The organism is Pseudomonas vranovensis (genome assembly GCF_040438935.1).
GTDB lineage: Bacteria > Pseudomonadota > Gammaproteobacteria > Pseudomonadales > Pseudomonadaceae > Aquipseudomonas > Aquipseudomonas vranovensis.
Genome location: NZ_CP159259.1, coordinates 1,709,827 through 1,736,744, shown reverse-complemented (window position 1 = coordinate 1,736,744; position 26,918 = coordinate 1,709,827). Strand labels below are relative to the sequence as shown.

The window sequence follows — 26,918 nt, the reverse complement described above, 5'->3', positions numbered from 1 at the left end:
AAATTTTCATGTTCAGCGCCCGAACCGCAGGCTGTAACTGACGCCCACGGTGCCGCCGGACTCGCCGCCGCCACCTTCGGGTGCCGATTGATAACCCATGGTCAACGCCAACTCGTCGTCGCCGAAGACCTCCATGCCGATACCGGTGCTGAAGCCGTAGTTGACGGTGTTGTCGAGCCACTGCCAGCCGGCGTTGACGTCCAGCAACCAGGTGTACTGCCCGCGGGTACGGTTCAGCGCACCGGGGAAGCCGCGGCGCCAGGAGCTGCCGATGTACAGCTGGCCGTAACGGTCGGGCAGCAAGTCGTTGGGGCGCAGTTGATCAGGGTCGTCAAGGCCCAGGTCAGCGATGTCGATGGCGCCGCCGCGGCTGCTTGCCAGGTGCGCAAGATTGCGGTCGTCCAGGCTGTTGTGCTGGTAGTCCAGGCCACTGCGCAGTTCCCAGTTGGGACCGGCGAACTGCAGGGTATGCACATACTCCACGCGCAACGCCTGGCCATTGCCCAGGTCATCGCCGTCACGGGTATCGAACCAACGCTGGGCCAGGTTCCACGACAACTGATCACGCGCCGAATAGCGGTGCAGGCCTGCGACCCAGGCGCCGCTCTGCTGGCCCAGCGCACGCATCAGGCCGGTATCTTCGTTCTTGCGTTGCCATTCACCGCCCACTTCGAGCACGTCGCCCGGGGTGACCTGCCAGCTGCGGCTGATGCCAAGGCCGTTGCGATCGTCGTCATCGCGCTGGCTGGTGTCGGCCATCAACTTGAGGACGCCGTCGCTCAATTGCCGTTGCAGGGTCAGCTCGGCATTGCGCTCGGTGCCCAGGGCAGAACTGTCGAGGCTGTCGCCGTTGTAGTCGCCCTGCTCCAGGTCCAGCCGGGTGTACCAGTCGTCGCCCAGAAAACGCGCCATGCTTACCCGCGGGCCACTGAACTCCGGGCCACCGTAGTTCTGCTGCTGCCAGCCGAACTGGATACCCTGGGGCGTGGCCTCGGTCAGGGAAATGGCCTGCTGGCGCAACTGATCGCGCATCGCTTGCGTCTGCTCGTCACCCAGTTCTGAAAGGCTCAGGGCCAGTGCCTGGGACGGGCGCCCCAGGTTGCTCAGCGCCTCGACTTTTTGCGCCGGGTCCAGTTCGTTGCCGGCTATCAACTGCTCCAGTGCCTTGCGGTCACGCCCGCTGAGGATTTCCTGGATCTGGTCGGCGCGCTCGATACGCAGGCCGCGCCGCTGCGCCCAGGCCAGCCACTCGCCCTTCTGCGCCGACTGGTTGATGGTGTCCAGGCGCGCCAGCATCTGGTCGAACCACAGCTGCAGCATCGGCTTGGACCCGTCCTGCCACTGCAACGCCTGGCCCTGGGCCTTGCGCGAGGAATAGCTGGTGGAGAGCAGGCGCAGCCAGGTGGCGTAGCCCTGCGGTGTGGCGGCCACCGTCTCGGGGGTGATCTCCCGGGTCAGGCGCAGGCGCAGGCGCTGGGCACGGTCCACCTGGCCGGCAGACTCCAAGGCATCGGCATAGGCCGCCTGGATCAACCAGTCGACATCGTTGCCCTTGAGGTACAGCCGGTACCAGGCCAGCGCTTCGCGGCTGCGGCCCAACTGCTGGTTGGCGGCGGCAAACGGCAGCCACAGAGTGCTGTCGCGCCGTGCCAGCGGCCGCCATTGTTGCAGCAGCGGCTTGAGCTCGTTGGTGCGGCCCAGGTCCACGTACAGCCAAAGCAGCCGCTCGCGGAACAGGTTGTCGTGGGGGTAACGCTGCAACCCTTCCTGATATAGGCGAATCGCCTCGTCGGGTTGCTTATTGTGCGCTGCCAGGGCACCGCGCGCCGCCCATACCTCGGCACGATCGGCAACCTGCGGGGCCTGCCTGGCCTCGTCGAGCAAGGAGGCCACCAGAGCCCATTCCTGCAGGTCCTGGGCCAGTTGCAAGGCATAGACGAACTGCTCGGTCTCGTGGGTGCGGTGCCAACTGTCGACCATCATGCGCAGGGCCCTGTGCGGGTCGGTCTGGCGGTAGAGGTTGATCAGCACACTCTCGTCACCGCTGTTCAGGTGCCCCTTGAGCGCCAGCAACTGCTCCAGACTCTGGCGCAGGTCGTCGTCACGCTCCAGGGTCCAGGCCAGCTCGGAGCGGGTTTCCCAGTACTCGACCTCCTTGATGGTGCTGGTGTCGACCGCATCGATCACCTGCCAGGCCGATTCGTTGTCGAAGTGCTTGAGGTGGTTGCCGACCCAATCCAGGCGTTCCGCGGTGGTCAGCTTGAAGTGCGCACTGAAGTTGTTCCAGGCCACCAGGCGCTCGTCGAACTGGCCGGTGTTCTCAAGGTTCTGCAGCAGGCGCAGGTGCGCCAGCCGATGCCCGGGGTACTTGCGCAGGTAGCTGCGCAGCCAGTGCTCGGCATGCTCGGGGGTGCCTCGGGATTCTTCGGCATAAATCAGCGCATCGAGTTCGGTGTCAGTCAGGGCGCGGCTGTTCATGATGTCGGCCAGCAGTGGAATGCCCTGGTCGAACTGGAAGCCTTGCAAGGCCAGGCGCCAGGCATGCTCGTACTGCCCCGGCTCATTGTGCAGCTTGAACAGCGCTACCCAGTGTTGCAGTGCGCCGGCGATGTCGCCCTGCCATTCGGCAATCAGCGCCAGTTGCTTGAGCAGGCCGATGTCTTCGGGTTCATGCACAAGCAATTGCTCGCCGGCGGCACGGGCGCCGGCCAGGTCGCCAAAAGCCAGACGCTTTTGCAGTTCAGTACGCAGGACCTCAGGGGTGTCGGGCTGCTGCTTGCGCCAAAGCACGAAGAACTGTTCGGCAAGGTCCGGACGGGCATGGCCCACGGCAACATCCACTGCAAGGTCAAGCAACTGCGACTCGTACTGGAGATCAGGTTGGGCGTTGATCTCGCGGGCCAGCAATTCGATGGCTTCTTCACCGCGGTCGGTGGCCACCAAGTCCTTGAACGCGGCGACCAGATACTGCTGGCGCAGGGCCGGGTCCTGACTGTTTTCAAGCAATTGCACGTAGATTGCGGCAGCCTTGCCCGGCTGCTCACTGGCCAGGTACCACTTGGCCGCCTGCTCAAGCCAACCGGTGGCTTGCTCGGGTTGGCGCTTGGCCAGCTCGACAAAACTGTCGGCGGCCACCGCCGGCACCTGGCTGCCCAGCGCAAGTTTGCCCAGGGTCTGCAGTTGCGCGTCGGGCAGTGCCTGGTAGTCGAAGGCACGGAAGCGCTCGGCCAGGGCCTGGCGGTCGGCATCGGTAACCGTGGCCGCGACAGAGGGGTCAGCACTGGCTTTACTGGCCATCACCTGAGCATCGAGCGCCAGTTGATAGAAGGGCTTGAGCACCGGATCCGGAGTGGGCCACTCGTCCAGGTGCTTCTGCGCCCGGTCGAAGTTGTTCAGTTGCAACAGCAGGTCGAGCAACTGGGTACGCAGTTTCTGGTCTTCGGGATAGGCCCCGAGCAGCACCTCGGCGTAGCCGGCCGAGACTTCATCCAGCTCCTGCCCATTGGGCTGGAACACGTCTTCATTCTGCAGGGTGGCCCACAGCAGAATCCCCACCACCACTGCCACTGCCAGTAACGCCCAGCCGTTGAGCAGCTGGGGGCTCTTAGTTACAGGAGAGTTTTGCATCGCTCACCTGCCTGTAGGGAAGTTGGAAGTGCCAGAGACCCTGGGCCGACTTGCCGGTAAATTGCTTGCCATTGACCTGTACGCTGCAGGCGCCGGCCGAGCGCACCGAAAACTGCAGGTCGGTGTGTCCGGTAAAACCGAAACTCACCTGCTGGTCGTTGAGGTAACGCCAGCCGGTCAACGGCAGGTTGGCCTCCTCCAGTGCCGGACGCGGGTCGCGGTCAGCGCGCAGCACCAGGCGCGCATGGTCATCGCTCAAGTGAACGTAGCGCCCTTGCGGCAGGTCGCGTACACCGGCCACACCCTGGGAGCGGCCAAGGTCCGGCCAGCCCTGCTGGGCATCCAGGCGCAAGGTCCGCAAACCGTCCATGCCGCGTACCTGCCAGCTGCCGTCGGCGGTACGCGCAAGGCTGGACTGATACAGCCCGTGCAGGCGTGGCAGGTAATCGGTCATCCACAATGAAATCGGCTGCTGCGCGTTCATGTGCTTGTAGATGTCGGCCATGACCTTGATCGAGGCTTCCTTGGTGCCGGAATAAAAGTGGTAGTACAGGTGCAGGCCGCGCAGGCGCCGGGGCTTGTCGGTAAGCTGGAAGGTGTCGATGACATCGCGGAACCCGTAGTACGGTCCTTTCCACAGGTTGGTGTACATGTTCTCGTTGATGATCGGCGCGTAGTACTGCAGACCTCCGCTGGTGGGGCGCAGCAACGGCGACAGGCCGGTCAGCGACGGGTTGGCATTGGTCATGATGGTCTGGCCACCGTTGACGTTGGCAAGCCCCGCGTCATAGGCAATCTTGATGGTGTCGCCGCTTGGCAGCGCATCACCGGGCCAGAACACCATTTTCACCGGCTTTTGCGGTGTGGTCAGGCGGCTGTTGATGTAATCGCGCGAGCCGACGATTTCACGGCGAAAATCCAGCTTGTCGTAGCCGGGAATCTTCAGGTGCAAACCGTATTCGGCGTGGAAGTCATCGCGTTTGACGGTCTTCTCGGGCTGCAGGAAGAACGGGTGGCTGTAGGTATGAGTGGCGACTTCGACCTTGGGGTCGGCCAGCACCTCACGCGCCAACGGCTCCAGTTCGTTGGCCAGGTACGGAAACATGCCTTTGGGCGAGGTTTCACCTTCGATGATGGACACCGAAGTTAGGTAAGGGTTGGCGCGAATGAAGTCATCCAGCACCACACGACCGGAATACGGCGTGCCGGGGATCTCGGCACGCGACGGAAAACCGTCGCCGTCGATATGCACGGTGGCGATGCGCCGGCCGTTCTCGGTGGTGGTGTCCGGGCGCGGCTGCATCGGCAGGCGCAGGGCCTTTTGCACAAAAGCGAACGGATCGAGCACCCAGCGGCTGCGCTCGGCGTTGGATTCGATGACATAAGGCGCCAGGGCCATGCCGCCCCACTGGGCGGTGACAATCGGGGTGTAGGTGCGGTTCTGGCCATCGCTGAGCACCAGGCCGGGCGTCGGCCCGTCCGGCATCGCCGAGACCAGGGTAAGACCACGGCTGCGTGGCACCAGGGGAGCCTCGAACTTGCCGACCAGGCTGTCGTCCTGGCTGACCACCTGCAGCGGGCCGGTTTTACCGGGGGCTCGTTCGCTCAGGCCCAGGCGCTGTAACAACGCGCCGTCTTCGATCGGCAGGCCGGCGAAAATCGCCAGCGGCACCTGTTCATCCAGACGCTTGTTCAGCCAGGTATAAAACGCCGCGCTGTCCTCCGGCACACCATTGGTCATCCACAGCACCACCCCGGCGTACAAGCCATCGAAACGGTGCTGGGGCAATGCCTCGTCAGTGGGCAGGTAATCGACGCGGTAGCCCAGGTACTCAAGCAGGCCACCGAGGAACAAATGGCCAGGGTTTTCGGTAAGCTCGCCTTCGCGTGGGTCGTAGAGCATGGCGATACGGCGCGGCTGCACCTCAACCGTACTCAGGCTCATGCCGTCCAGGTCCGGTGTACTGATGACCGGGGTGAAGCCTTCCTGGCTCAGCTGCTTGGCCAGCTTGCGGGCTTCGTCGCGGCGCTCGGTCGGCAGGTAGTCGATGGCCACCAACGGAATGTGCTTGTCGCGCAACGGTTTGAGCTTGCCTTCGAGCCACTGCTGGTCATCGGCAGGCACCGGACGGTAGCGCTTGGCGCCAGGGTCCCAGCCGGCATGGATCGACTCGACGGCCACGGCGCTTGCCACACCGTCCAATTCGCCCAGCACTTCAAAGCCACGGTTGAAGAAGAGTTTGAGCTGCGGTTGACGGCTGTGCAGTTCGCGCAGCAACGACGCCAGCGCCTTGCGCTGGGCCTCCTGGTCGGCCTTGGGCAACAACTGGAAGCTGTCCAGGGTATCGAGGAAGAGGCCGGCGTAACCCTGGGCCTTGAGTTCGGCGGCACGCTTGAACAGGTGTTCGCGCCAGGCCTGGGTGGTCAGGTCCATGACTTGGCTGTTCCAGGCCTGGTTGCGCATGGTGCTGGCGGCCTGGGTCAGGGCGTTGCGTTGCAGTGCCGCGCGGTCGCCATCGAACTCGCCGATCGACAGGTAGGCAAAGGGCTGGCTTCCCAGGCGGCGCAAGGTGTTGACGTCAGCGGCGGTCAAATGGCCTGGCTCGACCACTGCCCATTCAAACTGGGCAAGTTCGGGCAGCGGCGGATTGTCGGCGTACCAGAATGCGACACTTGCAGGTCCGTTGTCCCGAGCCTGTGCGGCAAACCCTGCCATGCACAAGGCCAGCGCTGAACACCAGCGCCAGGCCATTGAGCGAACACCTGTATTTTCCATAATCAACTCTTGAAGTACTCGAACGATACGACGATCAATCGTCAAGGGGTTCACAGGCTCTGGAGCAAAAACCTCAGGCCATCAGCCACCGCAGTGGGTTCATTGAGTTCAAAGCGCTGCTGCAAGCGGCGGTTGTCGGCCCGCGAGTGGCGGATGTCGCCCGGCCGCGCGGCCTGATAGCTGACCACCAACGGGCTGTCAGTGACGGCGTCGATCGCCGTGATCAGCTGATTGAGACTGGTGGTACGCCCCAGCCCTACATTCACCGCCCCGCTCGCCGGATCGCGGGTTTGCAGGGCCTGCAGCAGGATCTCGACCAGGTCGGCCACGTAGACAAAGTCGCGGGTCTGTTCGCCATCCCCGAACACGGTGACGGGCTGACGCTTGCGCCCTCTCTCGGCAAAAATGCTGATAACCCCCGAATACGGCGAGGACGGGTCCTGACGCGGGCCAAAAATGTTGAAAAAACGCAACACCACAGGCTCCAGGCCATGCTGGCGACGATAGAAGTCGAGGTAGAACTCGCTGGCCAGTTTGTCGGCGGCGTAAGGGGTCAGCGGTGCCTTGGGGGTGTCTTCACTGATGGCCGTGCCCTCGCCATTGCTGCCATACACGGCAGCGCTGGAGGCGAACACCACGCGCTGGATGCCAGCCGCAGCCATGCCCTGGCAAACGTTGAGGGTGCCGATGAAATTGCTGCGGTGGGTGCCGGCCGGGTCATCGACCGACGCTTGTACCGAGGCGACGGCGGCCAGGTGGACCACGGCGCTGCAGCCTTGCAGTGCCTGGTTGACCGCCTCGGCGTCGGCAACGTCGCCCACCAGCAATTGCAGACCAGGATTATCGAGTGGCAAGTTGGCTTTTTTGCCACTGGACAGGTTATCCAGGACACGCACTTGGTAGTGTCTGCTCAATAACTTATCGACCAGGTGCGAACCGATAAAGCCGGCGCCTCCGGTTACCAATATGCGTTCAGCAGACATGACTCGACCCCCCGATAGAACTCAGATAATGACACCAGCAACAAGTTGTTTAAGGCGGCGTTAACTCAATGAATCGAGCGCCCTTGCCAACACGGTCTGAAAGTTGAATTTGCCAACACTTACAGCATCGTCCTTAGGCCTGTTTTTATTTTGGCTAATAGCCAATAGTCATAATGTACGGCTTGCATGATGACAGTATTAATTTGCCCGTGTCAATAATCCGTTCTTTTTGCACTGCTTGGCGGTATTCGTCATTTTTCTGTCGCGGCGATCTTCGAATCATCTCGAAATGCCCGTATTTTCGGGGCAACGTCGAGGCTCCCCCTCAAAAACCTGTAAGAAAAACGGACAGCTCCATTACTTGGAACTGTAGTTGGCGTTACCGAGAAGTCCAATTGCCATCACCTTTGAGTTGACAGGGTTCTGGCGCCAATCAATTCACACCGTAAAAAAAAAGCCGTGAGCGCGCCCTAACTTCGGGCACGCCACGGCTGCTCCAACGTGTTAATGACTTTCCTTCAGTGGCTTTATCAAGCCATTCAATGACTTACAACTACCGTTGCACAGCTTCTCGCGGCGGTTCAAATTTTCGGCAAAAAAATCGATTAATCGCGATAATCCGGGGCCACTTTCTCCACCCGTCGCAACAAGGCAGCCCAGGCCAGTTGCATGCCATCCGGATCACTCAGTTCACCCTCTTTCAAGGGCCGTGCAGGTTCATTGAATTGACGTTCGGTATGGGCACACACCGCGTCGGGCGGCAGCACGATTTCACCGGCAGCCTGCGCCGCCAACTGGATTTCGCAGGCCTTTTCCAGGTAGTACATGCGCAGGAACGCCTGGCTGACGCTCTCGCCCACGGTCAACAAGCCATGGTTGCGCAACATCAGCACCGGCTTGTCGCCCAGGTCGCGTACCAGGCGCTGCTGCTCATCCATGTCCAGGGCTACCCCTTCATAGTCGTGATAGGCAACCTGGCCGTAAAATTCCATGGAAATCTGGTTGACCGGCAACAGCCCGCACTTGAGGGCGGCCACCGCGCAGCCAGCCTTGGTGTGGGTATGCAGCACGCACTGGGCATCCTCGCGCGCGCCGTGAATGGCACTGTGAATGACGAAGCCCGCCGGATTCACCGGGTATGCCGAGGGCTCCACTGCGCGCCCCTGCAGGTCGATCTTGACCAGGTTGGAGGCGGTGATTTCATCGAACATCAGGCCGTACGGGTTAATCAGGAAATGATGTTCAGGGCCCGGAATGCGCACCGAGATATGGGTGAAAATCAGGTCGGTCATGCGAAAGTGTGCGATCAGGCGGTAGCAGGCGGCGAGTTCCTGGCGCAGGTGCAGCTCGATGCTGGTTGGGTTCATTGTTGTTGTACTCAGGCAAATGACTGGTCAGACAATAGGGCGGCACCTTGAGCGCTGTCTACCTGCTGATCGCCTGAATGGACGACGTCGGGCGCCTTTCGCCTGTTTTACACTCAGCGGTCTGCAGCATCACGACAACCACAACAAAGGCTTGCCATGAACGACCTGATTACACGTGATTTCAATAAGGGCCTGGTGACCCTGACCTTGAACCGACCAGACAAACTCAACGCCCTGAACAACACCATGTACAGCCTCCTGGGCGACCTGCTGCTGGCTGCAGCGGAAGACGCGCAGGTCGACGTCATCCTCATCACCGGTGGTACCCAGTGCTTCAGCGCTGGCAACGACCTCAAGGACTTTCTCGACTCCCCGCCCAGCGACATGGACAGCCCCGTGTTCCGCCTGATGCGCGTGGTGATGGCGCTGGACAAACCCTTGATTGCGGCAGTGTCGGGCGCGGCCATTGGTATCGGCACGACCCTGCTGTTGCACTGCGACCAGGTACTGGTCAGCCGCTCGGCGAAATTGCGCATGCCGTTCGTGCCGTTGGGCGTGTGCCCGGAATTTGGCTCCAGCTTGCTGCTGCCACGACTGCTGGGCCATGCCAGGGCGGCGCGGTTGCTGCTGTGCAATGAAATGCTCAGCGGCCAACAGGCAGTCGAATGGGGGCTGGCCAACGAACTGCATGACGATGGCGAACAGTGCCTGGCAGCGGCGCGGCAACTGGCGGCGCGCTTGCAAGCCCTGCCGCAGGACGCATTACGGGTCAGCAAGCGGTTGCTCAAAGATACCCACCGGGCGGAGCTGGAAGCCGCCGTTCGGCGTGAAAGCCTGCTGTTCATCGAGCGGCTCCAGGCCCCCGAGACAAAAGCGGCATTGCGGGCACTGGTCAAGGATTGAGCCCCATCGCGACTGCTGCGCAGCCGATCGCAGCCTCGTGCCTCGGCAGCGGCTACCACGCCGATGCAACCGCTGGCGACAGCCTGCGATCGGCCGCGAAGCGGTCGTGCCTCAAGATCATTGCGCTCATCTGGCGACTGCTGCGCAGCGGCCGTGGTCCAGGCAACACCCGGTGTGCTGGATGGCCAGGCAAAAAAAGCCGGGCACACGGCCCGGCAAACACTACGGCTTACGATCAGCTACGTCCGTACAACGTCACCACACAAGCACCACCCAGACCCAGGTTGTGTTGCAGTGCAAGGCTGGTACCTTCCACCTGACGTTTGTCAGCAGTGCCGCGCAGCTGATGCGTCAGCTCATAACATTGTGCAAGCCCTGTCGCACCCAGCGGATGCCCCTTGGACAACAAGCCACCCGAGGGGTTGGTCACCACCTGGCCGCCATAGCTGTTGTCGCCATCGAGCACAAAGCGCTCGGCCCCACCCACCGGGCACAACCCCAGCGATTCGTAGGTCAGCAGTTCGTTGTGGGCAAAGCAGTCATGCAGCTCGACCACGCGGATGTCCAGCGGATCGACACCCGCCTTCTCGTAGACGGTCTTGGCCGCCCGCTGCGCCATGTCGAAACCGACCACTTCGATCATCGACTTGCTCTCGTGGCAAATCGCGGTGTCGGTGGTCAAGGCCTGGGCCAGGATCACCACGTCGGTATTGAGGCCATGTTTCTTGGCAAAGGCTTCGGAGCAGATAATCGCCGCCGCCGCGCCACAGGTTGGCGGGCACGCCATCAGGCGAGTCATGACACCCGGCCAGATCACCTGGTCGTTCATCACGTCTTCGGTGGTTACCACTTTGCGGAACAAGGCCAGCGGGTTGTTGGCGGCATGACGGCTGGCCTTGGCGCGAATGGCCGCGAAGGTGCTCATCTGCGTGCCGTACTTGTGCATGTGCTCACGCCCGGCACCGCCGAACATGCGCAATGCACTAGGCATATCGCCCACATCGGCGGTCAGCTCTTTGATCACCGACTGGGTCATGTGCGTGGTGGCCGCAGGGCGGTCATCCCACGCCGACTTCAGCGCACCCGGTTGCATCTGCTCGAAGCCAAACGCCAGGGCACAGTCAACTGCCCCGCTCTCCACCGCCTGGCGCGCCAGGAACAGCGCGCTGGAACCGGTGGAGCAGTTGTTGTTGACGTTGACCACCGCAATGCCACTCATACCCACTTCATACAGGGCCGCCTGGCCGCTGGTGGAATCACCGTACACATAACCGGCATAGGCTTGCTGCACCAGGCCGTAATCCAGGCCGGCGTCCTGCAAGGCCAGGCGAATGGCTTGCGAGCCCATCTCGATGTAAGTACCGCTGGTGCCCGGTTTGACGAACGGGATCATACCGACGCCCACGACGTAAGGTTTTTGCGACATCACAAATCTCCAGAATCAGACAGCCTCAAGGGGAACAAAGAGGCTGTCCGCCCGCACAGGGGCGAACAGACCATACCGATAGTTCTAGCGGATACCGGCGTTGCGCAGCGCGGCCGGGGTGAAATCGTTGACGCTCGGCTGGTAGGCGTAGTTGATGCCCTGTTTGTTTTCGTTGCCGAGGTTGGACACCACGTAGCGTCCGGCCATCAAGTCATAGGTACCGATGCCAGCGAAGGCGGTCAGCTTCTGCACGTAGTCGGTGAAGGTGTGCCCTTCGCTGACACGCCACAGTTGGCCACGGCCGTCGTAGTGGTCGATCTCCACTGCGGTCCAGGTGTCTTCGTCAAAGAACATGTGGCGCTTGGCATAGATATGCCGCGAACCGGACTTCAGCGTGCCCACCACTTCCCATACCCGGTGCAGCTCGTAGCGGGTCAGGTCCTGGTTGATATGCCCCGGCTGGATGACGTCGGTGTACTTGAGCGACGGCGACTGCAGCTTGTAGCTGTTGTAGGGAATGTAGATTTCCTTCTTGCCCACCAGCTTCCAGTCGTAGCGGTCCGGTGCGCCGTTGTACATGTCGGCGTTGTCGGCGGTGCGCAGGCCGTCGGCGGCAGTCCCCGGGCCATCGTAGGCCACTTGTGGCGCACGGCGGACCCGGCGCTGGCCGGCGTTGTAGGCCCAGGCCATGCGCGGCTCGGCGACCTGGTCGAGGGTCTCGTGGATCAGCGTGACGTTGCCGGCCATGCGCGCTGGCGAGGTCACCGTCTGCTTGGCGAAGAACAGGATGTTGTTGATGTCCTTGGGTTTGGCATCGCTCATCAACCAGGGAAAGCCACTGGCAATCTCGATCTGCACCGGGGTGAAGCTGCCGTTGACCTGCGGCGTGGCCTGGACCTGGGAGTTGATGTAGCTATGACCGCGGTAGCGGGTCAGGTGGTTCCACACCACTTCCAGGCCATTCTTGGGAATCGGGAAGGCAAAGTAGTGGATATCGTTGAAGTTCTTCAGCGAGTAGCCATCGTTGACCGCTTCGGTGGTCACCGCGCTTTTCTTCGCCGCGTCGTAGGCCGTCTGCGGCAGCACCGCGCTGCGCTGGGTCTTGTACACCGGCATCTTGTAGGTGTCGGGGTAGCGTTTGAACAGGGCCTGCTGGCCAGGGGTCAGCTTGTCCTTGTACTGCTCGGCGGTGGCGGCGGTGATGATGAACAGCGGCTTTTCACTGGCGTAGGGATTGCCCATGAAGCCGTTTTGCACAGGGGCTGCGTCGGCCTTGAGACCGCCGGTCCAGGCCGGGATGCTGCCGTCGGCGTTGCCGGCTTTTTCCGCGCCTATCGGGGTGAGGCTGGTGCCAAGCTTGGCCGCCTCCTCAGGGGAAACAGCGGCCATGACGCTGGCGGCCACCAGTGACAGGGACAGGGACAGGGTGCAGGCGGTGAGCAAAAGACGTGCAGGTTTCATTGTTGTTCTCCTCTCTGATGCGAATCAGAAGTTCACGCCGAAGCTGAGGGCGACGTAGTCGCGATCAGTGTTGGTGTTCCACTTGCCGCCGAAGTAGTCGGTGTAGCTCAGGCTGGCGGTGTAAGTGTTCAGGTATTCGGCATCCAGCCCCAGGCTCACGGCCTTGGTGCCTTCCTCGAAGTTCGGGCCAACACCGTCCACGTCATGGGACCAGGCGATGTTGGGCGACAGGTTGATGCCGGCAATCACGTTGGGGTAATCGAACTTGCCGCGCAGGCGGTAGCCCCAGGAGCTGCTGGTGTAGAAGCCGTGGCTGTTGCATTCCTGCTGCGGGTTGCTGGCCGCGGTCACGCCCGGCTGGCCCGGTACCGGCTGGTTGGCGCCCACGCACACGGCCTGGTTGACCAGTTCGCCGGCGCCAAACACGGTGTTGCGGCCAAAGCGCAGGTCGGTGCCGTCGCTGGAGCCCAGGCCGTTGATGTGGTTGTAGCCCACCTCGCCCACCAGGGTCAGGCGGTCGCTGCCCATCACCTGGTCGAAGAAGTGCGTGGCACTGACCTGCGCCTGCAGCACCGGCATGCGCTTGTAGCCGTCGATATCGGCACCTGCGACGTTCACCGAGTTGCCGCTCTGGAACAACGGCGAGGCAGCGTTGCCGATAGCGGCCAGGTTGATGTCGGCGCCGTTGAGGTTGAGCGGCATGTTCGGCCGGTAGCTGACCTCGCCGCCGATCGAGGTGCCGTCGACGTTGGTGGCAAAACTCACGCCGTACAGGCGTACATCCTCGGGGTACACCACGTTGTAGCTGGCGGTGCGAATGGCCGCGACCTGGTTGCTGGTGCTGGTGGCACGGGTGAAGTCCAGGCTCGGGTTGCGGCTGTGGTAGTTCATGGCATAGAAGCCGAACTCGGTCTCGTTCAGCTCCGGCACATACCAGCGCAGCGCCAGGCCGTACTGGCCACTGTCACGGGCGTCGCGCGTCTTGGTGCGCGGAATGTAGGCATCGTCGGCTACCCCAGGCGTGCCGGTGTTGTTCGCAACGCCCGGCGGCAGGTCGAGGCCGGCCAGTACCGCACGGTCGTTACAGCCCTGCGGGGTGACGTCGTTGCCGAAGAAGGTGCCGCAGTTGTCGATGACCGAGCTTTCCCACTCGATCTGGTAGAACATCTCGGCGGTCAGGCTGTCGGTCAGTCCCTGGGACAGGTAGAACATGTTGACCGGGATCAGGCCTTCCTTCACTTCGGCGCCAGGGCGACGCAGGGCGGCGACGTCGATGGGGTTGATGCTGTTGATCGAGTTGCCGATGAAGGTGCTCTCGCCCCAGCTCACCACCTGCTTGCCGACCCGCACGTTGCCCGGCAGCGAGCCGAGGTTGTAGTTGTGGTAGACGAAGCTGTCGAGAAACATGGCCCCCGACGATTTGGCCGCACGATCACGGCCGCTGTCGTCGATGTCGTAGAACTGGCGGCTTTCATCCTTGAGCTCGAAGTCGTACCAGTACTTGCCGCGCACAAACACGCCGCTCTGGCCGTACTTGAGTTCCAGGTCGTGAACGCCCTTGAAGATCTTCGAAAAGGTCTCGCCCTTCTTGAAGTTCAGGCGGTTGTCGTCGTTGGTGCGCGAGGACGCGTTGCCACGCACTCCTTGGGAGTTGAAGTTGGAGATAAAGTCAGGATCCGGCCCGCGCACGGCCCAGCTGGCGCCAATCGACAGCGATGAATCGAAGCTGCCTTCGATTTCGCCAATGCTGAAATCCTTGGCATTGGCCTGGGATTGCACGGCAAGCGCGACGGCGACGGCCAACAGGTGCGGAGCGCGGGCTCCACGCATTCTCGTCAGGTTCATGATGACTCCGGTATACAGGTGCGCAAGGAAGGCGTGCCGCACTAGAGGGTGCGGTTCTGGTCTCTGCGAAAACGGAACAAACGCGCGGCCGTCCCTGGCCGCGCAGTACTCAGGAACTCAGGCGATTCCGCGCTTCTGGTTCTCCCAGAACGGCTTGCGCAGCTCGGTCTTCAGCACCTTGCCGACACTGGTCAACGGCAACGAATCGCGAAACTCGATGCTGCGGGGCACCTTGTAGCCGGCGATCCGCTCACGGCAATGACCGATGATTTCCTCACCACTGGCGGTGACGCCGGGCTTGAGAATGATCACCGCGTGCACGGTCTCGCCCCACTTCTTGCAGGGAATGCCGATCACCGCGCTCTGGGCTACCGCCGGGTGGCTGGCGATAGCGGTTTCGACTTCGGCGCTGTAGATGTTCTCGCCGCCGCTGACCACCATGTCCTTGAGCCGATCGCAGATGTAGACGAAACCGTCCTCGTCCATGTAGCCGCCGTCACCGGTGTGCATCCAGCCGCCGCGCAGGGCTTCGGCAGTGGCTTCGGGTTTTTTCCAGTAACCGAGCATCACATTCGGACCGCGCACGATGATCTCGCCCACGGTGCCGCGTGGCACTTCGTTGTCCTGGGCGTCGACGATTCGGACTTCCACGCAGATACCAGGCAGCCCGGCCGAGTACATCTTGCCGCTGGCCTGGTGCTCGGGGGTGTGGTACTCGGAGCCCAGGGTAGTGGCCACCGGCGCCAGTTCGGTCATGCCATAACCCTGGGAGAACTCGGCGTTGATGAACATGGCGCGGGCGCGGTCGAGCAGTGCCGGGGTGATGGTCGACGCACCATAGCCGACCCGCTTCAGCGCACTGACATCCAGGTGCCGACCTTCGCCCTGGTGATAGTCCAGCAGCATCTGGATCATGGTCGGGGCCAACAACACTTCGTTGACCTGCTCCTGCTCGATGGCCTCCAATGCGCCTTTAGGGGTGAACCCTTGCAGCACAATATGGGTGCCGCCGGTGACGAACAGCGCCACCATGGCGGCGAAGTCGGCCAGGTGAAACATCGGCATCGAGTGCAGGAAGCGCGCATCGACGCCGCACTTGCCGGTATTGACCGAGTTCATTGCCGAGAACGCGACGTTGGTGTGGCTGAGCATCACGCCCTTGGGGAAGCCGGTGGTGCCGCCGGTATAGAAGATGCCCAGCAAGGCATCGCCACCGCGCCGTGCATCTTCCACGGCAGCGCTGTTGGCAATCAGGGTTTCATAGTTGAGCATTCCCGCCGGCGTCGGGCCATCGCCGGCGTAGATCACTTGGCGCAGGGTCTGGGATTGCTCGAGAATGGTTTGCCCGATGTCTTTGTGATGATCGTCAACGATCAGCACGGTGGTTTCCGAATCATCCAGCGAGTAGACGATTTCGGCGACACTCCAGCGAAAGTTCACCGGGTTGACCACGGCATCGGCCCACGGCACTGCCAGGTAGTACTCCAGGTAACGCTGGCAGTTGAATGCAAGCATCGCCACGCGATCGCCGCTGGCAACCCCCAACCCTTTCAGTGCACTGGCCAGCCGCGCCACCCGGTCGCCGTACTCGGCGTAAGTGGTGCTGCGGCCCTGGGCGCGGATGGCCACCGCTTGCGGTCGGCTCTGCAATTGACGATGCAGTCCTTGAGTGATGTACATGCTGAACTCCAAATAACTTTTTATTTTTGGATTGATTTGGATCGAGTCGCGCTGTGCGGCGGGCCGACGCGACGCCAGCCCTGCCTGTCATCAGGTCTACAGTGAGCGGGCAACCACCTCGCGCTGGATTTCATTGGAACCGCCGTAGATGCGTGCCACCCGGGCGTCGGCCCACATGCGCCCGATCGGGTACTCGTTCATGTAGCCGTAGCCGCCAAACAACTGCAGGCAACGATCGAGCACCTCACCCTGGCGCTCGGTCAGCCAGAACTTGCCCATCGAGGCCAGCGTGGTGTCCAGGGTGCCGTCGATCCAGCGCTGCACGATCAGGTCGACAAAGGTCTTGGCAGCCAGCACGGTGGCCTTGACGTCAGCGAGTACGAAGCGGCTGTTCTGGAAGTCGATGACCGGCTTGCCGAAGGCCTTGCGGTCCTTGGTGTACTCCACGGTCAGGCGCAGCGCGCGCTCCATCACGGCAACGGCGCCAACACCAATCTGCGCACGTTCGTACGGCAGCTGGCTCATCAGGGTGTAGAAGCCCCTGCCCTCCACTTCGCCCAGCAGGCAATCAGCCGGCACTTCGACGTCGTCGAAGAACATCTCCGAGGTGTCCTGGGCGTGCATGCCGATCTTGCTCAGCAGCTTGCCGCGACGGAAACCGGGGGTATTGGTGTCTACCATGAACAGCGAAACGCCCTTGGCGCCCTGGCTGATGTCGGTCTTGGCAATCACCAGCACCATGTCGCAGGTCTGGCCATTGCTGATAAAGGTCTTGGCGCCATTGATGACGTACTTGTCGCCTTGTTTCACCGCGCGGGTGCGTACCGACTGCAGGTCGGAGCCGGCGCCCGGTTCGGTCATGGCGATGGCGCAGATCACCTCGCCGGAGCCTATCTTGGGCAGCCAGTGCTTCTTCTGAGCCTCGGTGCCGGACTCAAGAATGTAATGCGCCACGATGTGGCTCAGGCCCAGGCCCAGACCGCCACCAAAGGCGCTCATGGTCTGCACCACACAGGCGTAGTGGCCGATGCTGCCACCGGCGCCGCCGTACTCTTCACCCACATCCGGCAGGATCAGGCCGAGCTCGCCAGCCTTCAGCCAGGCGGCGCGGTCGGCGCAATGTTGCTCGCGCCAGTGCAGTTCGTTGGGTTCCATGTACTCCTTGGCAAAACGTTGGACCATGTCGCGAAACTGCTCCAGGTCTTCGGTCATCCAGGGTGAGCGGTAGTTTTCCAGCATTGCACGGACCTCATGTTCGAAGCGCCCCTGGCGTCAAAGACGCCGGGGGCTGCAGGGCAAAAAAGCGATCAGAAGTTGGAGCCTGGGCCGCCACCGCAGTAGATGACCTGGCCGGAGCAGTAGTCGGATTCGGGCAGGCAGAACATCACCACCGCACCGGCGGCTTCTTCGGGCTTGCCCGGACGACCGAGGGGGATGGTCTGGCTGGCGCTGTCCAGACGCGACTGCTGCACGCCAACCTTGATCTCGCGTCCTTCGATGTTGACGGTCTTGCTGTCTTCACCGGCCAGGGCCTGAGTGAGGCGGGTCTCGACCAGGCCGAAGGCCACGGCGTTGACATTGACCTTCAGGCGGCCCCACTCCTTGGCCAGGGTCTTGGTCAGGCCCAGCATGCCGGCCTTGGCCGAGGAGTAGTTGCTCTGGCCAACGTTGCCGCCGGCGGCGCCGGAGGAAATGTTGACCACCTTGCGCAGCACTTCGCGGCCTTCGGCGGCTTCTTTCTTGGCGGCGGCGCTGATCACTGGCTGGGCGGCGCGCAAAATGCGGAACGGCGCGGTCAGGTGGCAGTCCATGATGGCGTACCACTGTTCGTCGCTCATCTTCTGGATCACGTTGTCCCAGGTGAAACCGGCGTTGTTGACGATGATGTCAATGGCGCCGAAGTTGTCGACAGCGGTCTTGACCAGACGCTCGGCAAAGTCCGGCGCAGTGACGCTGCCCACACAGGCAACCGCTTCGCCACCGGCGTTGCGGATGGTCGCAACCACTTCTTCGGCCGGCTCTGCGTCCAGATCGTTGATCACCAGCTTGGCGCCATAGGCGGCCAGTTGCAGCGCCACTTCACGACCGATACCACGACCGGAACCGGTCACCAGGGCTACTTTGCCTTCAAGCTTTTTCATCAATCAGTTCCTTAAACGTGGGGTTGAGGATCAGGCCAGGGCGATCACGGCTTCGCCGAGCAGCTTGTCTTCGCCGTACTGGTTGGCGCAGCGAATGGTCAGGCGCACGCGCTTTTCGCCGTTCTCTTCGAATTTTTCAGTGACCTTGCCACTGCAGGTCGGCACGTGGCCCAGCTGGGTGATGCCGGTGAAGCGCACCGACAGGGCGCGCACTTGCTGCTGGGGTACCCATTGGGTCAGCAGGCGACCCAGGTAGGCGGCCGAGAGCATGCCGTGGGCGAACACATCGGGCATGCGCGACTTACGGGCGAAGTCGATGTCGACGTGGATCGGGTTGTGGTCGCCCGAGGCCCCGCAGTACAAGGCCAGGGTGGTGCGGTTGACGGGCTGCAGCTTGAGCAGCGGCACTTCGTCGCCGACCTGGATATCGGAAAACTGAACGTGGTTGGCAAGGGACATCGGCAATTCCTCAGCGCTGGACAAGAGACGAACGGACATCGGCGATGTGCTCGCCGTCCTGGTTGGTCACCCGCGACTCGGTGACCACGAACTGCAGGGCCCCGCCCTTCTTCTCGTAGACATCGGTGATCGTCGCGTCGAAGGTCAGCACGTCGCCGGCGTAGGCCATCTTGTGGTACACGAACGACTGCTCGGCGTGCAGGATGCGGCCCAGGTCGAAGTCCACCAGCTTGAGGAAGGTGTTCAGGTCGCGACCCTCGCCTTCCAGGCACTTCAGAAACGTCGGCGGAACCGGCAGCGACTTGTGGCCGGCGGCCTTGGCCGCAGCTTCATCGGTGTAGACGGCGTCGGTTTCGCCGATAGCCTTGGCGAAGAAGCGCAAGCGGCCTTTCTCCACCTCGGTATTGAATACCCCGAGCTTGTGCCCGATCAGGTTTTTGTCAGCCATGTGTCTCGTTCCTTTTGTTGTTGTAAGGGGCCGTCGGGCTCAGTTACGGCCGAACATGGTCACCACACAGGCGCCGCCCAGGCCCAGGTTGTGTTGCAAAGCGATGTTCAGCTCATCGACCTGGCGCTTGCCGGCCGTGCCGCGCAGCTGATGGGTCAGTTCGTAGCACTGGGCCAGGCCGGTGGCACCCAGGGGATGGCCCTTGGAAAGCAGGCCACCGGAGGGATTGGTCACCACCTGGCCGCCGTAGGTGTTGTCGCCGTCGTGTACAAACTGCTCGCCGCCGCCTACCGGGCACAGGCCCAGGGCTTCGTAGGTGAGCAGCTCGTTGTGGGCGAAGCAGTCATGCAGCTCCACCGCGCGCACGTCCTGTGGCCCGAAGCCGGACGCCTCGTAGACCAGGTTGGCGCCGCGCTGAGCCATGTGAAAACCGGCGTAGGCGATCATCGACGGCAGGTCGAACGACTCCACAGGGTCGGTGACCATCGACTGGGCCAGGATCACTACATCGCTGCGCAGGCCGTGCTTCTTGGCGAAGGCTGGCGAGCAGACAACCGCGGCGGCGGCACCACAGGTGGGTGGGCAGGCCATCAGGCGGGTCATGACACCGGGCCACATGACCTTGTCGTTCATCACCTCTTCGGTGCTGACGATGTTCTTGAACAGTGCCAACGGGTTGTTGGCGGCATGGCGGCTGGCCTTGGCGCGGATCGCGGCGAAGGTTTCCATGCGGGTGCCGTACTTCTGCATGTGCTCGCGACCGGCACCGCCGAAGGTTTTCAGGGCGCGTGGCAGGTCGACATCGCGGGTCAGGTCTTCCATCACATGAACGACACTCGCGCGGGTCTGCGGGCGGTCGTCCCAGTGGGACTTCAGCGCACCGGCCTGCATTTGCTCGAAGCCCAGGGCCAGCACGCAATCGGCCTGGCCGCTCTGCACCGCGGCGCGGGCCAGGTACAGCGCGGTGGAGCCAGTGGAGCAGTTGTTGTTGACGTTGACGATCGGGATACCCGTGCGGCCGACTTCATACAGGGCGGTCTGGCCGCAGGTGGAGTCACCGTAGACATAGCCGGTGAAGGCCATCTGGATCTTGTCGTAGTCGATGCCTGCGTCCTTGAGCGCCAGGCGTGTGGCTTGCGCGCCCATGTCGGTGTAGCTGGGGCTTGCACCGGGTTTGGAGAACGGGATCATGCCAACCCCGGCTACCACCACTTTGTCGTTCATCGATTCGTGTCCTTTGCCATGCACTTCAGAGGGGTAACCGCCCGGCCGGCCGGTGGTCGTTGTGGTGCCCATCCTAGGAGTGGCAAGGGTGGCGCTACGACCGTCGAAGGGATGAAGTTACGGATCAACCAGGGAGGCGTTCGAAGGAACGAGGGGCGGGAGTAAGGGGTGGGGTAACGTCGCGGGGCAAGCCCACGCCCACCGGTGCATACAAATTCCTGTGGGAGCGGGCTTGCCCCGCGATGGCCAGCACGCAAGAGCCAGATCGCGGGGCACGCCCGCCCCTCCCCCGACTCCTCCCTTTGAACGACCCCACGCATCGTCCACAGCATCATCCCTTCGGCGCTCCCTGCCCGCGCGGCCGGCCACCTAGCATGACCGCACAGCCCCCAACCGACCCAAGGACCGCAATGAGCGACTACAGACCCTCCTGGCTAACCGAAGACATGGCGATCTTCCAGCAATCGGTACGCCGCTTCGCCGCCGAAGAACTGGTGCCCCACGAAGAGCGCTGGGCCAAGCAACAGCACGTCGACCGCCAGACCTGGTTCAAGGCCGGCGAAATGGGCATGCTCTGCCCCGGCATTCCCGAAGAATACGGCGGTGGCGGCGGCAGCCATGCCCACAACGCAATCATCGGCTACGAACTCGCTCGCGCCGTTGCCACCAGCCTGGGCACCAACGTCCACAGCGCCATCAGCGCCCACTACATCCTGCGCTACGCCAGTGAAGCGCAAAAACAGCGCTGGCTGCCGCGCATGGCCAGCGGCGAGTTGGTCGCCGCCATCGCCATGACCGAGCCCGGCGCCGGCACCGATCTGCAAAACGTCAAGACCAAGGCCATTCGCGAAGGCGACCATTACGTCATCAATGGCTCCAAAACCTTCATCACCAACGGCTACCTCGCCGACCTGGTTCTGCTGGTGTGCAAGACCGACCCAAGCCTGGGCGCCAAGGGCATCTCGATCATCGTGCTGGAAACCAAGGACCTGCCGGGCTTCCGTCGCGGCCGCATCCTCGACAAGCTCGGGCAGAAAGGCCAGGACACCTCCGAGCTGTTCTTCGACGACGTGCGCGTGCCGGTGGAAAACCTGCTCGGCCCGCAGGAAGGCCAAGGCTTTGTGCAACTGATGCAGCAACTGCCCGAAGAGCGCATGTTCATTGCCATGAACGCCCTGGGCTCGATGGAACGTGCCGTAGAAGAAACCATCAAGTACACCCAGGATCGCAAGGTCTTCGGCAAGCCGCTGCTGGACATGCAGAACACTCGTTTCAAGCTGGCCGAGATGCAGACCACCGTCACCATCGCGCGCACCTTCATCGACGACTGCATGAGCAAGATGGTCAACCATCAGCTCGATGCAACCACGGCAGCCAAGGCCAAGTGGTGGACCTCGACCCAGGCCTGCCAAATAATCGACGAGTGCCTGCAGCTGCACGGTGGCTACGGCTACATGCTCGAGTACCCGATTGCCCGTCTCTACATCAACACCCGTCCAATGCGTATCTACGGCGGCTCCAACGAAGTCATGAAAGAGCTGATCGCACGCACTTTCTGATACATCCGATGCGCCCCGGCTGCCAAGGCCGGGGCGTTTTTGTTGCTGGAACGGAGGTTTCCCATGTCGGTACTTGAGTTTTCCAGGCACGAGGGCGTGGCCACCCTGGTGATGTCACGCCCGGGCGTCAAGAACGCCTATAACAGCGAGATGGGCACAGCGTTGCTGCAAGCGCTGGACGAGATTCGCCGCGACCCGCACCTGCGCGCCGTCGTACTCACCGGCGCCGGTGAAGACTTTTGCGCCGGCGGCGATGTCGGCGGCATGTCACGCATGGACTGCTCAGCGGCAGAGCTGCGCACACGCATGGAAGCAACCCACCGTGTAGTGGCCGAACTGGTCGCGCTGCCCTGCCCGGTCATTGCCGCGGTGGATGGCGTTGCCGCTGGCGCCGGTTTCAGCCTGGCCCTGGCGGCGGACTTCACCCTGGCCTCGGAGCGCGCGCGGTTCAGCATGGCGTTCGCGCGTATCGGCGCCGTGCCCGATATGGGCGCCACCTACATCCTGCCTCGGCTGGTGGGTCTGCAAAAGGCCCGCGAGTTGATCTACTCGGCACGCGAAGTCACCGCCGCCCAGGCCCTGGAGATGGGCATCCTGCTGGAGGTCGTGGCCACTGCCGGCTTGCACGCCAGGGCCAGCGAACTGGCCCGCAGCATGAGCGAACAATCACCCTCTGCGTTTGCCATGACCAAGCGCCTGCTGGCCCAATCGTTGAACAATGACTGGCACAGCCAGTTGAGTGATGAAGCCTGGGCCCAGGCCATTGCCATGTCGGGTGACTACTTCAAGGACGCCACTGCACGCTTCATGCGCAAGGAACCGTTGCGCTACCGCTGGCCTCGGCCGGCCAGGAGCGAGCCATCATGAGCACCACCCTTGCCCAGGGTGCTGCGTTGGCCAGCGACGATGCACCACTGGACGGCTTTGTGCCGATGGTGCCCAGTGGCTTCGTGGCGCAATGCACCGGCTTGTATTTCCATCCGCAGCGCACCGTGATAGCCGCGAGAATCCGCCCCGAGCACTTGAACCCGCTGGGAATCGCTCACGGCGGCTTTCTCGCCACCCTGGCCGATACGGCCTTCGGCCGCGCGCTCAAGTTTGCCGCTGGCAGCGAAATGCCCCCAGCGACCATCAACCTGAGCATGGATTACCTGTGCCCGGCACCGCTGGGGGCCTGGATCGAAGCGCATGTACAGATCCACCGCCTGGGTCGCACCCTGTACCACGCCAGCCTCGACCTGCTCGACGGTGAGCGCCTGGTCGCCCGGGGCAAGGCGACCTTTATCGGAAATGCCTTGAAGCCGCGCTGATCACAGCGCGGTGTTGTCGGGGAGTTTCAGGTCCAGGTCGCGAGCCTTGGCAATCGCCTCGTCGCGACCGGTGACCCCCAGCTTGTAGAAGATGTTCTTCATGTGCCATTTCACCGTTTCCGGTGACAGGTTCAGCACCCTGGCAATCTTCTTGTTCGGCAGCGTCCGGGCTACCAGGCTGAGCACATCCAGTTCCCGGGCACTGAGCACTTTCGGGCTGTCGGCGTCTGTGACCTGCGCCTGGATTGCCGCCGTGCTGCGGGCGATGTCGAGCAAACGCCGGGTATAGAACGCCAGCACCGGGTCAGGCGCGCCGTCTTCCAGCCACGCCTGGAGCAGTGCCACCCCCCCCGGCCAGGCATCCAGCAGGCTGCGTACCAGGCCCAGGCGATGGCCCTGGCGCAGCGCTTCCATGATGAGCTCACGCGCCTCTCGGGGTCGCCCCAGGCCATGCTCGCTGACTGCCAGCTGCAAGAGCATGGGGACCACCCGGCGCCAGCGCCGATGCTGGCGCGAGGTGTCGATCAGTGCCTGCAACTGCTGCCCGGCATCCTGAAGGTTGCCCTGGTGCAGGCGCCGCTCGCTGGCGGCGCGACGGGCAATGATCCGGACCTCCAGGGCAGTCCCTGCGCCTTGCGGGCCATCGCTCTGGTCGAACTGTTCGATACGCTGCAACACAGCATCTGCCTGTGTTTCATCACCGCCCTGCTGCGCCCAGCGCATGCGCAGTATCAACGCCGCCGCGAGCAATCGGTCGAGGTTGTAACTGCAGGCAAACTGCTCCAACCGTTCAACCCAACCCCAGGCCTCGGAGTGCCTACCCGCGAGCCAGTGGGCCGTGGCCAGGGTCTGCATGGCCTGCAGCACGCTGTCGGGAATGGCCACGCGCTGCAGCAGCTTCATGCGCGGCTCCAGCAATTGGCACGCAGCCTCATAATCGCCCTGCTCGTACAGCGCCATCCCCAGCAGCGCCGCCGCCATGCTGCTGACGATCAGGTAGGCCACGCCCTGGCTTTCCGCCTGTTCGAGTACCTCGCGGTACAGGTGCTCGGCTTCGGTTGTGCGACCCTCCAGGGCCAGGCTCATGCCGGTGAAGCAGCGCCCCACCAGGCTGCGACGCGGCGAGCCCTGCAAGCGTTCACCGTCCTTGAGTACCGCCCGGGCCCGCTCGAACTCGCCCTGGTACATGTACAGCCAGGCCAGGGTGTTGCAACGCCCGGAGTAGGCAAAATCGTCGGCATCGTCAGGAATGGCCAGCAGCGCAGGCAGCAATGCCAACAGGGCTTCGGTATCGTCCTTGAACAGTGCCAGGCTGCCTTGCAGCACGGTAAATACATGCCGTTGATTGCGGTCGAGCACGGCATGCTGGCGGCGCAGTTCGGCCATGCTTTGCTCGACAGCGGGGTAATTGCGGGCGTACAGCGACAGGTGCGCCATCACCAATTGCAAGCCGATGCGGCTGGCGGTCTGCTCGGCTGGCAGGCTGCGCAACAACCCCGAAACCTGGCTGAGGTTGCCCTTGTTGAGCAAGTCGTAGGCACAGGCTTCGACGATATCGGCAGCGGCTTCGGCATCGCCTGCCTTCACCGCATGGCGCACGGCCTCGTCGAGGTGACCGTGGGCGCTGAACCATCCCCGGGCAGCAGCGTGCAGCTCGGTCGGGCGAGTACCCGCCTCGGCCTCCAGGCGACTGTGCAGGACCTTGCCCAACAATGGGTGCAGGCGATACCAGGTCTCCTGGTCATGACTCTTGACCTGAGTGATGAACAGGTTGTCGCTGTCCAGGCGGGTCAATTGGGTGAGCATCCGGGCAATGGCATGGGGTTGGCCGAGCAGGGTTGCACACAGCGAGGCGCAAAAGCGCTCGCAGATCGATACCCGCGTCAGCAGGCGCAAGTCTTCGGGCGCCAGGCGTACCAGCACTTCGCGTTCGAAGTAGCTGGCAAAGGCCCCGGGGTCGCGCACCTGCACCCGGTCGAAGCGGCCGCCCTGCTTGGCCTTCAGGTCTACGGCAAACAGCTGCAGCCCCGCAATCCAGCCATCGGTCAGTTCATGCAGCACCGCCGCATCGCGAGGATCAATGCTGCCCAGTTGCTCACGCAGAAAGCGCTCCGACTCTTCAGCGCTGAAACGCAGGTCGCGCAGGTCGAAATCACTGACCTGCCCGCGACCACGAAAGCGTGCGAGGACCACCGGCGGGGCCACCCGCGAACAGAACACCAGGTGCAGCCTGGCGGGTGCGTAGTCGAGCAACCAGTGCAGGGCCTGGATGATGAACGGGTCCTGCACATGGTGCAGGTCATCGAGCATCAGCACCAACTCACGCCCGTGGCCGGCAATGCTTTGCACCAGGGTAATGACCCAATGTTCCAGCGCCATTTCACCCGTGTCGCGCCCCAGCAGGAAACCGGCTTCGCGCACCAGCGTGGGGTCTATTTCAGCAAGGCTTGCCTGCAGGCAATGGCAGAAACACTCCAGGTCATTGTCATCGGCTGACAACGACAACCAGGCCACATCGAAATTCAGTGCCAGCAGTTCACGCCGCCAGGCCAGCAGGGTGCTGGTCTTGCCGCTGCCGGCTGGGCCCTGGATCACCACGCAGCGCTGTCGGCGCGCCTCCATCAAGCGCGCCAGAAGCCCTTCTCGGGCAAGCAGCAAGCGCGCCCCGCGTGGCGGCACGACCTTGGTCTGGACGTTGGATGGATCAGTGTCGGTTTCTGAATCGGGCAATAGCGGCATGAGCGAAAACATCCAGAATGGCGAACAGCGCAAGGCTCCAGTGTAAGGGCTAACGCAACACTTGTGGGAGGCGCAATAGCGACCGTTCCTGGTCGCCGCTGGCGCCAGCCGTGCGGCCACAGGCCATGGCAGATGCCCCGTGAGAGGCCAGACAAACTTCGTACGACCGCTGCGCGGCCGATCGCAGGCTATCGCCAGCGGCTACACGGGCCGGTAGCCGCTGCCGAGGTACGAGGCTGCGATCGACTGCGCAGCAGGCGCCATCCGACCATCGAGGCAGGCGCAGGCTTGCCCCGCGAGAGACCGGACAAACTTGGAGATAGGCGCAACGTACGACCGCTGCGCGGCCGATCACAGGCTATCGCCAGCGGCTACACGGGCCGGTAGCCGCTGCCGAGGTACGAGGCTGCGATCGACTGCGCAGCAGGCGCCATCAGGCCACCCAGGCAGGCGCAGGCTTGCCCCGCGAGAGACCGGACAAACTTGGAGATAGGCGCAACGTACGACCGCTGCGCGGCCGATCACAGGCTATCGCCAGCGGCTACACGGGCCGGTAGCCGCTGCCGAGGTACGAGGCTGCGATCGACTGCGCAGCAGGCGCCATCCGACCATCGAGGCAGGCGCAGGCTTGCCCCGCGAGAGACCGGACAAACTTGGAGATAGGCGCAACGTACGACCGCTGCGCGGCCGATCACAGGCTATCGCCAGCGGCTACACGGGCCGGTAGCCGCTGCCGAGGTACGAGGCTGCGATCGACTGCGCAGCAGGCGCCATCCGACCATCGAGGCAGGCGCAGGCTTGCCCCGCGAGAGACCGGACAAACTTGGAGATAGGCGCAACGTACGACCGCTGCGCGGCCGATCACAGGCTATCGCCAGCGGCTACACGGGCCGGTAGCCGCTGCCGAGGTACGAGGCTGCGATCGACTGCGCAGCAGGCGCCATCAGGCCGCCCAGGCAGGCGCAGGCTT

General features: G+C 63.0%; 18 protein-coding genes. 4 read left to right on the top strand and 14 right to left on the bottom strand.

What is annotated here, in order from left to right:
• Positions 1 to 12 precede the first annotated feature (12 nt).
• From ABVN19_RS08125 to ABVN19_RS08110, 4 genes are all read right to left on the bottom strand, one after another.
• Positions 13 to 3,627, bottom strand: a complete 3,615-nt coding sequence (locus ABVN19_RS08125; protein ID WP_105641367.1) for a tetratricopeptide repeat protein — start codon at positions 3,625 to 3,627, stop codon at positions 13 to 15.
• On the bottom strand, positions 3,605 to 6,379 hold the full coding sequence (locus tag ABVN19_RS08120) for a bifunctional glycoside hydrolase 114/ polysaccharide deacetylase family protein (RefSeq protein ID WP_353632798.1): 2,775 nt from the start codon (positions 6,377 to 6,379) through the stop codon (positions 3,605 to 3,607). The genes ABVN19_RS08125 and ABVN19_RS08120 overlap by 23 nt, the downstream gene beginning before the upstream one ends.
• 74 nt (positions 6,380 to 6,453) lie before the next feature.
• Entirely contained in the window at positions 6,454 to 7,386 is a 933-nt protein-coding gene (locus ABVN19_RS08115; RefSeq protein ID WP_028945006.1) for an NAD-dependent epimerase/dehydratase family protein, read from the bottom strand.
• A 605-nt stretch (positions 7,387 to 7,991) separates the two neighbouring features.
• A complete protein-coding gene (locus tag ABVN19_RS08110; RefSeq protein WP_028945005.1) occupies positions 7,992 to 8,753 on the bottom strand; it encodes a class II aldolase/adducin family protein in 762 nt (253 codons plus the stop codon).
• 156 nt (positions 8,754 to 8,909) lie between these two features.
• On the opposite strand from ABVN19_RS08110, the gene ABVN19_RS08105 reads away from it, so the two are divergent.
• Positions 8,910 to 9,656 carry an enoyl-CoA hydratase-related protein gene (locus ABVN19_RS08105; RefSeq protein ID WP_028945004.1) on the top strand — a complete coding sequence of 249 codons (747 nt, stop codon included), beginning with the start codon at positions 8,910 to 8,912 and terminating at the stop codon, positions 9,654 to 9,656.
• 235 nt (positions 9,657 to 9,891) lie between these two features.
• On the opposite strand, the gene ABVN19_RS08100 is transcribed toward ABVN19_RS08105, so the two are convergent.
• The 9 genes from ABVN19_RS08100 to ABVN19_RS08060 form a co-directional block, all read right to left on the bottom strand.
• Positions 9,892 to 11,082: a lipid-transfer protein gene (locus ABVN19_RS08100; RefSeq protein WP_028945003.1), complete on the bottom strand. Its 1,191-nt coding sequence runs from the start codon at positions 11,080 to 11,082 to the stop codon at positions 9,892 to 9,894.
• Positions 11,083 to 11,166: 84 nt separating this feature from the next.
• Positions 11,167 to 12,543, bottom strand: coding sequence for a DUF1329 domain-containing protein (locus tag ABVN19_RS08095; RefSeq protein ID WP_028945002.1), 1,377 nt, complete (start codon positions 12,541 to 12,543; stop codon positions 11,167 to 11,169).
• Positions 12,544 to 12,567: 24 nt separating this feature from the next.
• Positions 12,568 to 14,388: a DUF1302 domain-containing protein gene (locus ABVN19_RS08090; RefSeq protein ID WP_028945001.1), complete on the bottom strand. Its 1,821-nt coding sequence runs from the start codon at positions 14,386 to 14,388 to the stop codon at positions 12,568 to 12,570.
• A 117-nt stretch (positions 14,389 to 14,505) separates the two neighbouring features.
• Positions 14,506 to 16,068 (bottom strand): long-chain-fatty-acid--CoA ligase, encoded by a 1,563-nt coding sequence (locus tag ABVN19_RS08085; RefSeq protein WP_105641369.1) that lies wholly within the window; start codon positions 16,066 to 16,068, stop codon positions 14,506 to 14,508.
• Between the two features lie 96 nt (positions 16,069 to 16,164).
• Entirely contained in the window at positions 16,165 to 17,307 is a 1,143-nt protein-coding gene (locus ABVN19_RS08080; RefSeq protein WP_028944999.1) for an acyl-CoA dehydrogenase family protein, read from the bottom strand.
• Positions 17,308 to 17,375: 68 nt separating this feature from the next.
• Positions 17,376 to 18,209, bottom strand: a complete 834-nt coding sequence (locus ABVN19_RS08075; protein ID WP_028944998.1) for an SDR family NAD(P)-dependent oxidoreductase — start codon at positions 18,207 to 18,209, stop codon at positions 17,376 to 17,378.
• A gap of 30 nt (positions 18,210 to 18,239) precedes the next feature.
• Positions 18,240 to 18,668, bottom strand: coding sequence for a MaoC family dehydratase (locus ABVN19_RS08070; RefSeq protein WP_028944997.1), 429 nt, complete (start codon positions 18,666 to 18,668; stop codon positions 18,240 to 18,242).
• A gap of 10 nt (positions 18,669 to 18,678) precedes the next feature.
• A complete protein-coding gene (locus ABVN19_RS08065) occupies positions 18,679 to 19,116 on the bottom strand; it encodes a MaoC family dehydratase N-terminal domain-containing protein (RefSeq protein ID WP_028944996.1) in 438 nt (145 codons plus the stop codon).
• A 39-nt stretch (positions 19,117 to 19,155) separates the two neighbouring features.
• Entirely contained in the window at positions 19,156 to 20,340 is a 1,185-nt protein-coding gene (locus tag ABVN19_RS08060) for a lipid-transfer protein (RefSeq protein ID WP_105641370.1), read from the bottom strand.
• 410 nt (positions 20,341 to 20,750) lie between these two features.
• Here ABVN19_RS08060 and ABVN19_RS08055 point away from each other — a divergent pair, with 410 nt between their 5' ends.
• From ABVN19_RS08055 to ABVN19_RS08045, 3 genes are all read left to right on the top strand, one after another.
• Positions 20,751 to 21,899, top strand: coding sequence for an acyl-CoA dehydrogenase family protein (locus tag ABVN19_RS08055; protein ID WP_028944994.1), 1,149 nt, complete (start codon positions 20,751 to 20,753; stop codon positions 21,897 to 21,899).
• 63 nt (positions 21,900 to 21,962) lie between these two features.
• Positions 21,963 to 22,766 (top strand): enoyl-CoA hydratase/isomerase family protein, encoded by an 804-nt coding sequence (locus ABVN19_RS08050; protein ID WP_105641371.1) that lies wholly within the window; start codon positions 21,963 to 21,965, stop codon positions 22,764 to 22,766.
• Positions 22,763 to 23,209 (top strand): PaaI family thioesterase, encoded by a 447-nt coding sequence (locus ABVN19_RS08045; RefSeq protein ID WP_028944992.1) that lies wholly within the window; start codon positions 22,763 to 22,765, stop codon positions 23,207 to 23,209. The genes ABVN19_RS08050 and ABVN19_RS08045 overlap by 4 nt, the downstream gene beginning before the upstream one ends.
• Here ABVN19_RS08045 and ABVN19_RS08040 read toward each other — a convergent pair whose 3' ends face one another.
• Positions 23,210 to 25,948 carry a LuxR C-terminal-related transcriptional regulator gene (locus tag ABVN19_RS08040; protein ID WP_105641387.1) on the bottom strand — a complete coding sequence of 913 codons (2,739 nt, stop codon included), beginning with the start codon at positions 25,946 to 25,948 and terminating at the stop codon, positions 23,210 to 23,212. It abuts the gene before it with no gap.
• Between the last annotated feature and the right edge of the window lie 970 nt (positions 25,949 to 26,918).

Bases quoted from the DNA above. Each gene is read 5' to 3' on its own strand.
- ABVN19_RS08125 (WP_105641367.1), bottom strand. From the start codon at position 3,627: ATGCAAAACTCTCCTGTAACTAAGAGCCCCCAGCTGCTCAACGGCTGG.
- ABVN19_RS08120 (WP_353632798.1), bottom strand. From the start codon at position 6,379: ATGGCCTGGCGCTGGTGTTCAGCGCTGGCCTTGTGCATGGCAGGGTTT.
- ABVN19_RS08115 (WP_028945006.1), bottom strand. From the start codon at position 7,386: ATGTCTGCTGAACGCATATTGGTAACCGGAGGCGCCGGCTTTATCGGT.
- ABVN19_RS08110 (WP_028945005.1), bottom strand. From the start codon at position 8,753: ATGAACCCAACCAGCATCGAGCTGCACCTGCGCCAGGAACTCGCCGCC.
- ABVN19_RS08105 (WP_028945004.1), top strand. From the start codon at position 8,910: ATGAACGACCTGATTACACGTGATTTCAATAAGGGCCTGGTGACCCTG.
- ABVN19_RS08100 (WP_028945003.1), bottom strand. From the start codon at position 11,082: ATGTCGCAAAAACCTTACGTCGTGGGCGTCGGTATGATCCCGTTCGTC.
- ABVN19_RS08095 (WP_028945002.1), bottom strand. From the start codon at position 12,543: ATGAAACCTGCACGTCTTTTGCTCACCGCCTGCACCCTGTCCCTGTCC.
- ABVN19_RS08090 (WP_028945001.1), bottom strand. From the start codon at position 14,388: ATGAACCTGACGAGAATGCGTGGAGCCCGCGCTCCGCACCTGTTGGCC.
- ABVN19_RS08085 (WP_105641369.1), bottom strand. From the start codon at position 16,068: ATGTACATCACTCAAGGACTGCATCGTCAATTGCAGAGCCGACCGCAA.
- ABVN19_RS08080 (WP_028944999.1), bottom strand. From the start codon at position 17,307: ATGCTGGAAAACTACCGCTCACCCTGGATGACCGAAGACCTGGAGCAG.
- ABVN19_RS08075 (WP_028944998.1), bottom strand. From the start codon at position 18,209: ATGAAAAAGCTTGAAGGCAAAGTAGCCCTGGTGACCGGTTCCGGTCGT.
- ABVN19_RS08070 (WP_028944997.1), bottom strand. From the start codon at position 18,668: ATGTCCCTTGCCAACCACGTTCAGTTTTCCGATATCCAGGTCGGCGAC.
- ABVN19_RS08065 (WP_028944996.1), bottom strand. From the start codon at position 19,116: ATGGCTGACAAAAACCTGATCGGGCACAAGCTCGGGGTATTCAATACC.
- ABVN19_RS08060 (WP_105641370.1), bottom strand. From the start codon at position 20,340: ATGAACGACAAAGTGGTGGTAGCCGGGGTTGGCATGATCCCGTTCTCC.
- ABVN19_RS08055 (WP_028944994.1), top strand. From the start codon at position 20,751: ATGAGCGACTACAGACCCTCCTGGCTAACCGAAGACATGGCGATCTTC.
- ABVN19_RS08050 (WP_105641371.1), top strand. From the start codon at position 21,963: ATGTCGGTACTTGAGTTTTCCAGGCACGAGGGCGTGGCCACCCTGGTG.
- ABVN19_RS08045 (WP_028944992.1), top strand. From the start codon at position 22,763: ATGAGCACCACCCTTGCCCAGGGTGCTGCGTTGGCCAGCGACGATGCA.
- ABVN19_RS08040 (WP_105641387.1), bottom strand. From the start codon at position 25,948: ATGCCGCTATTGCCCGATTCAGAAACCGACACTGATCCATCCAACGTC.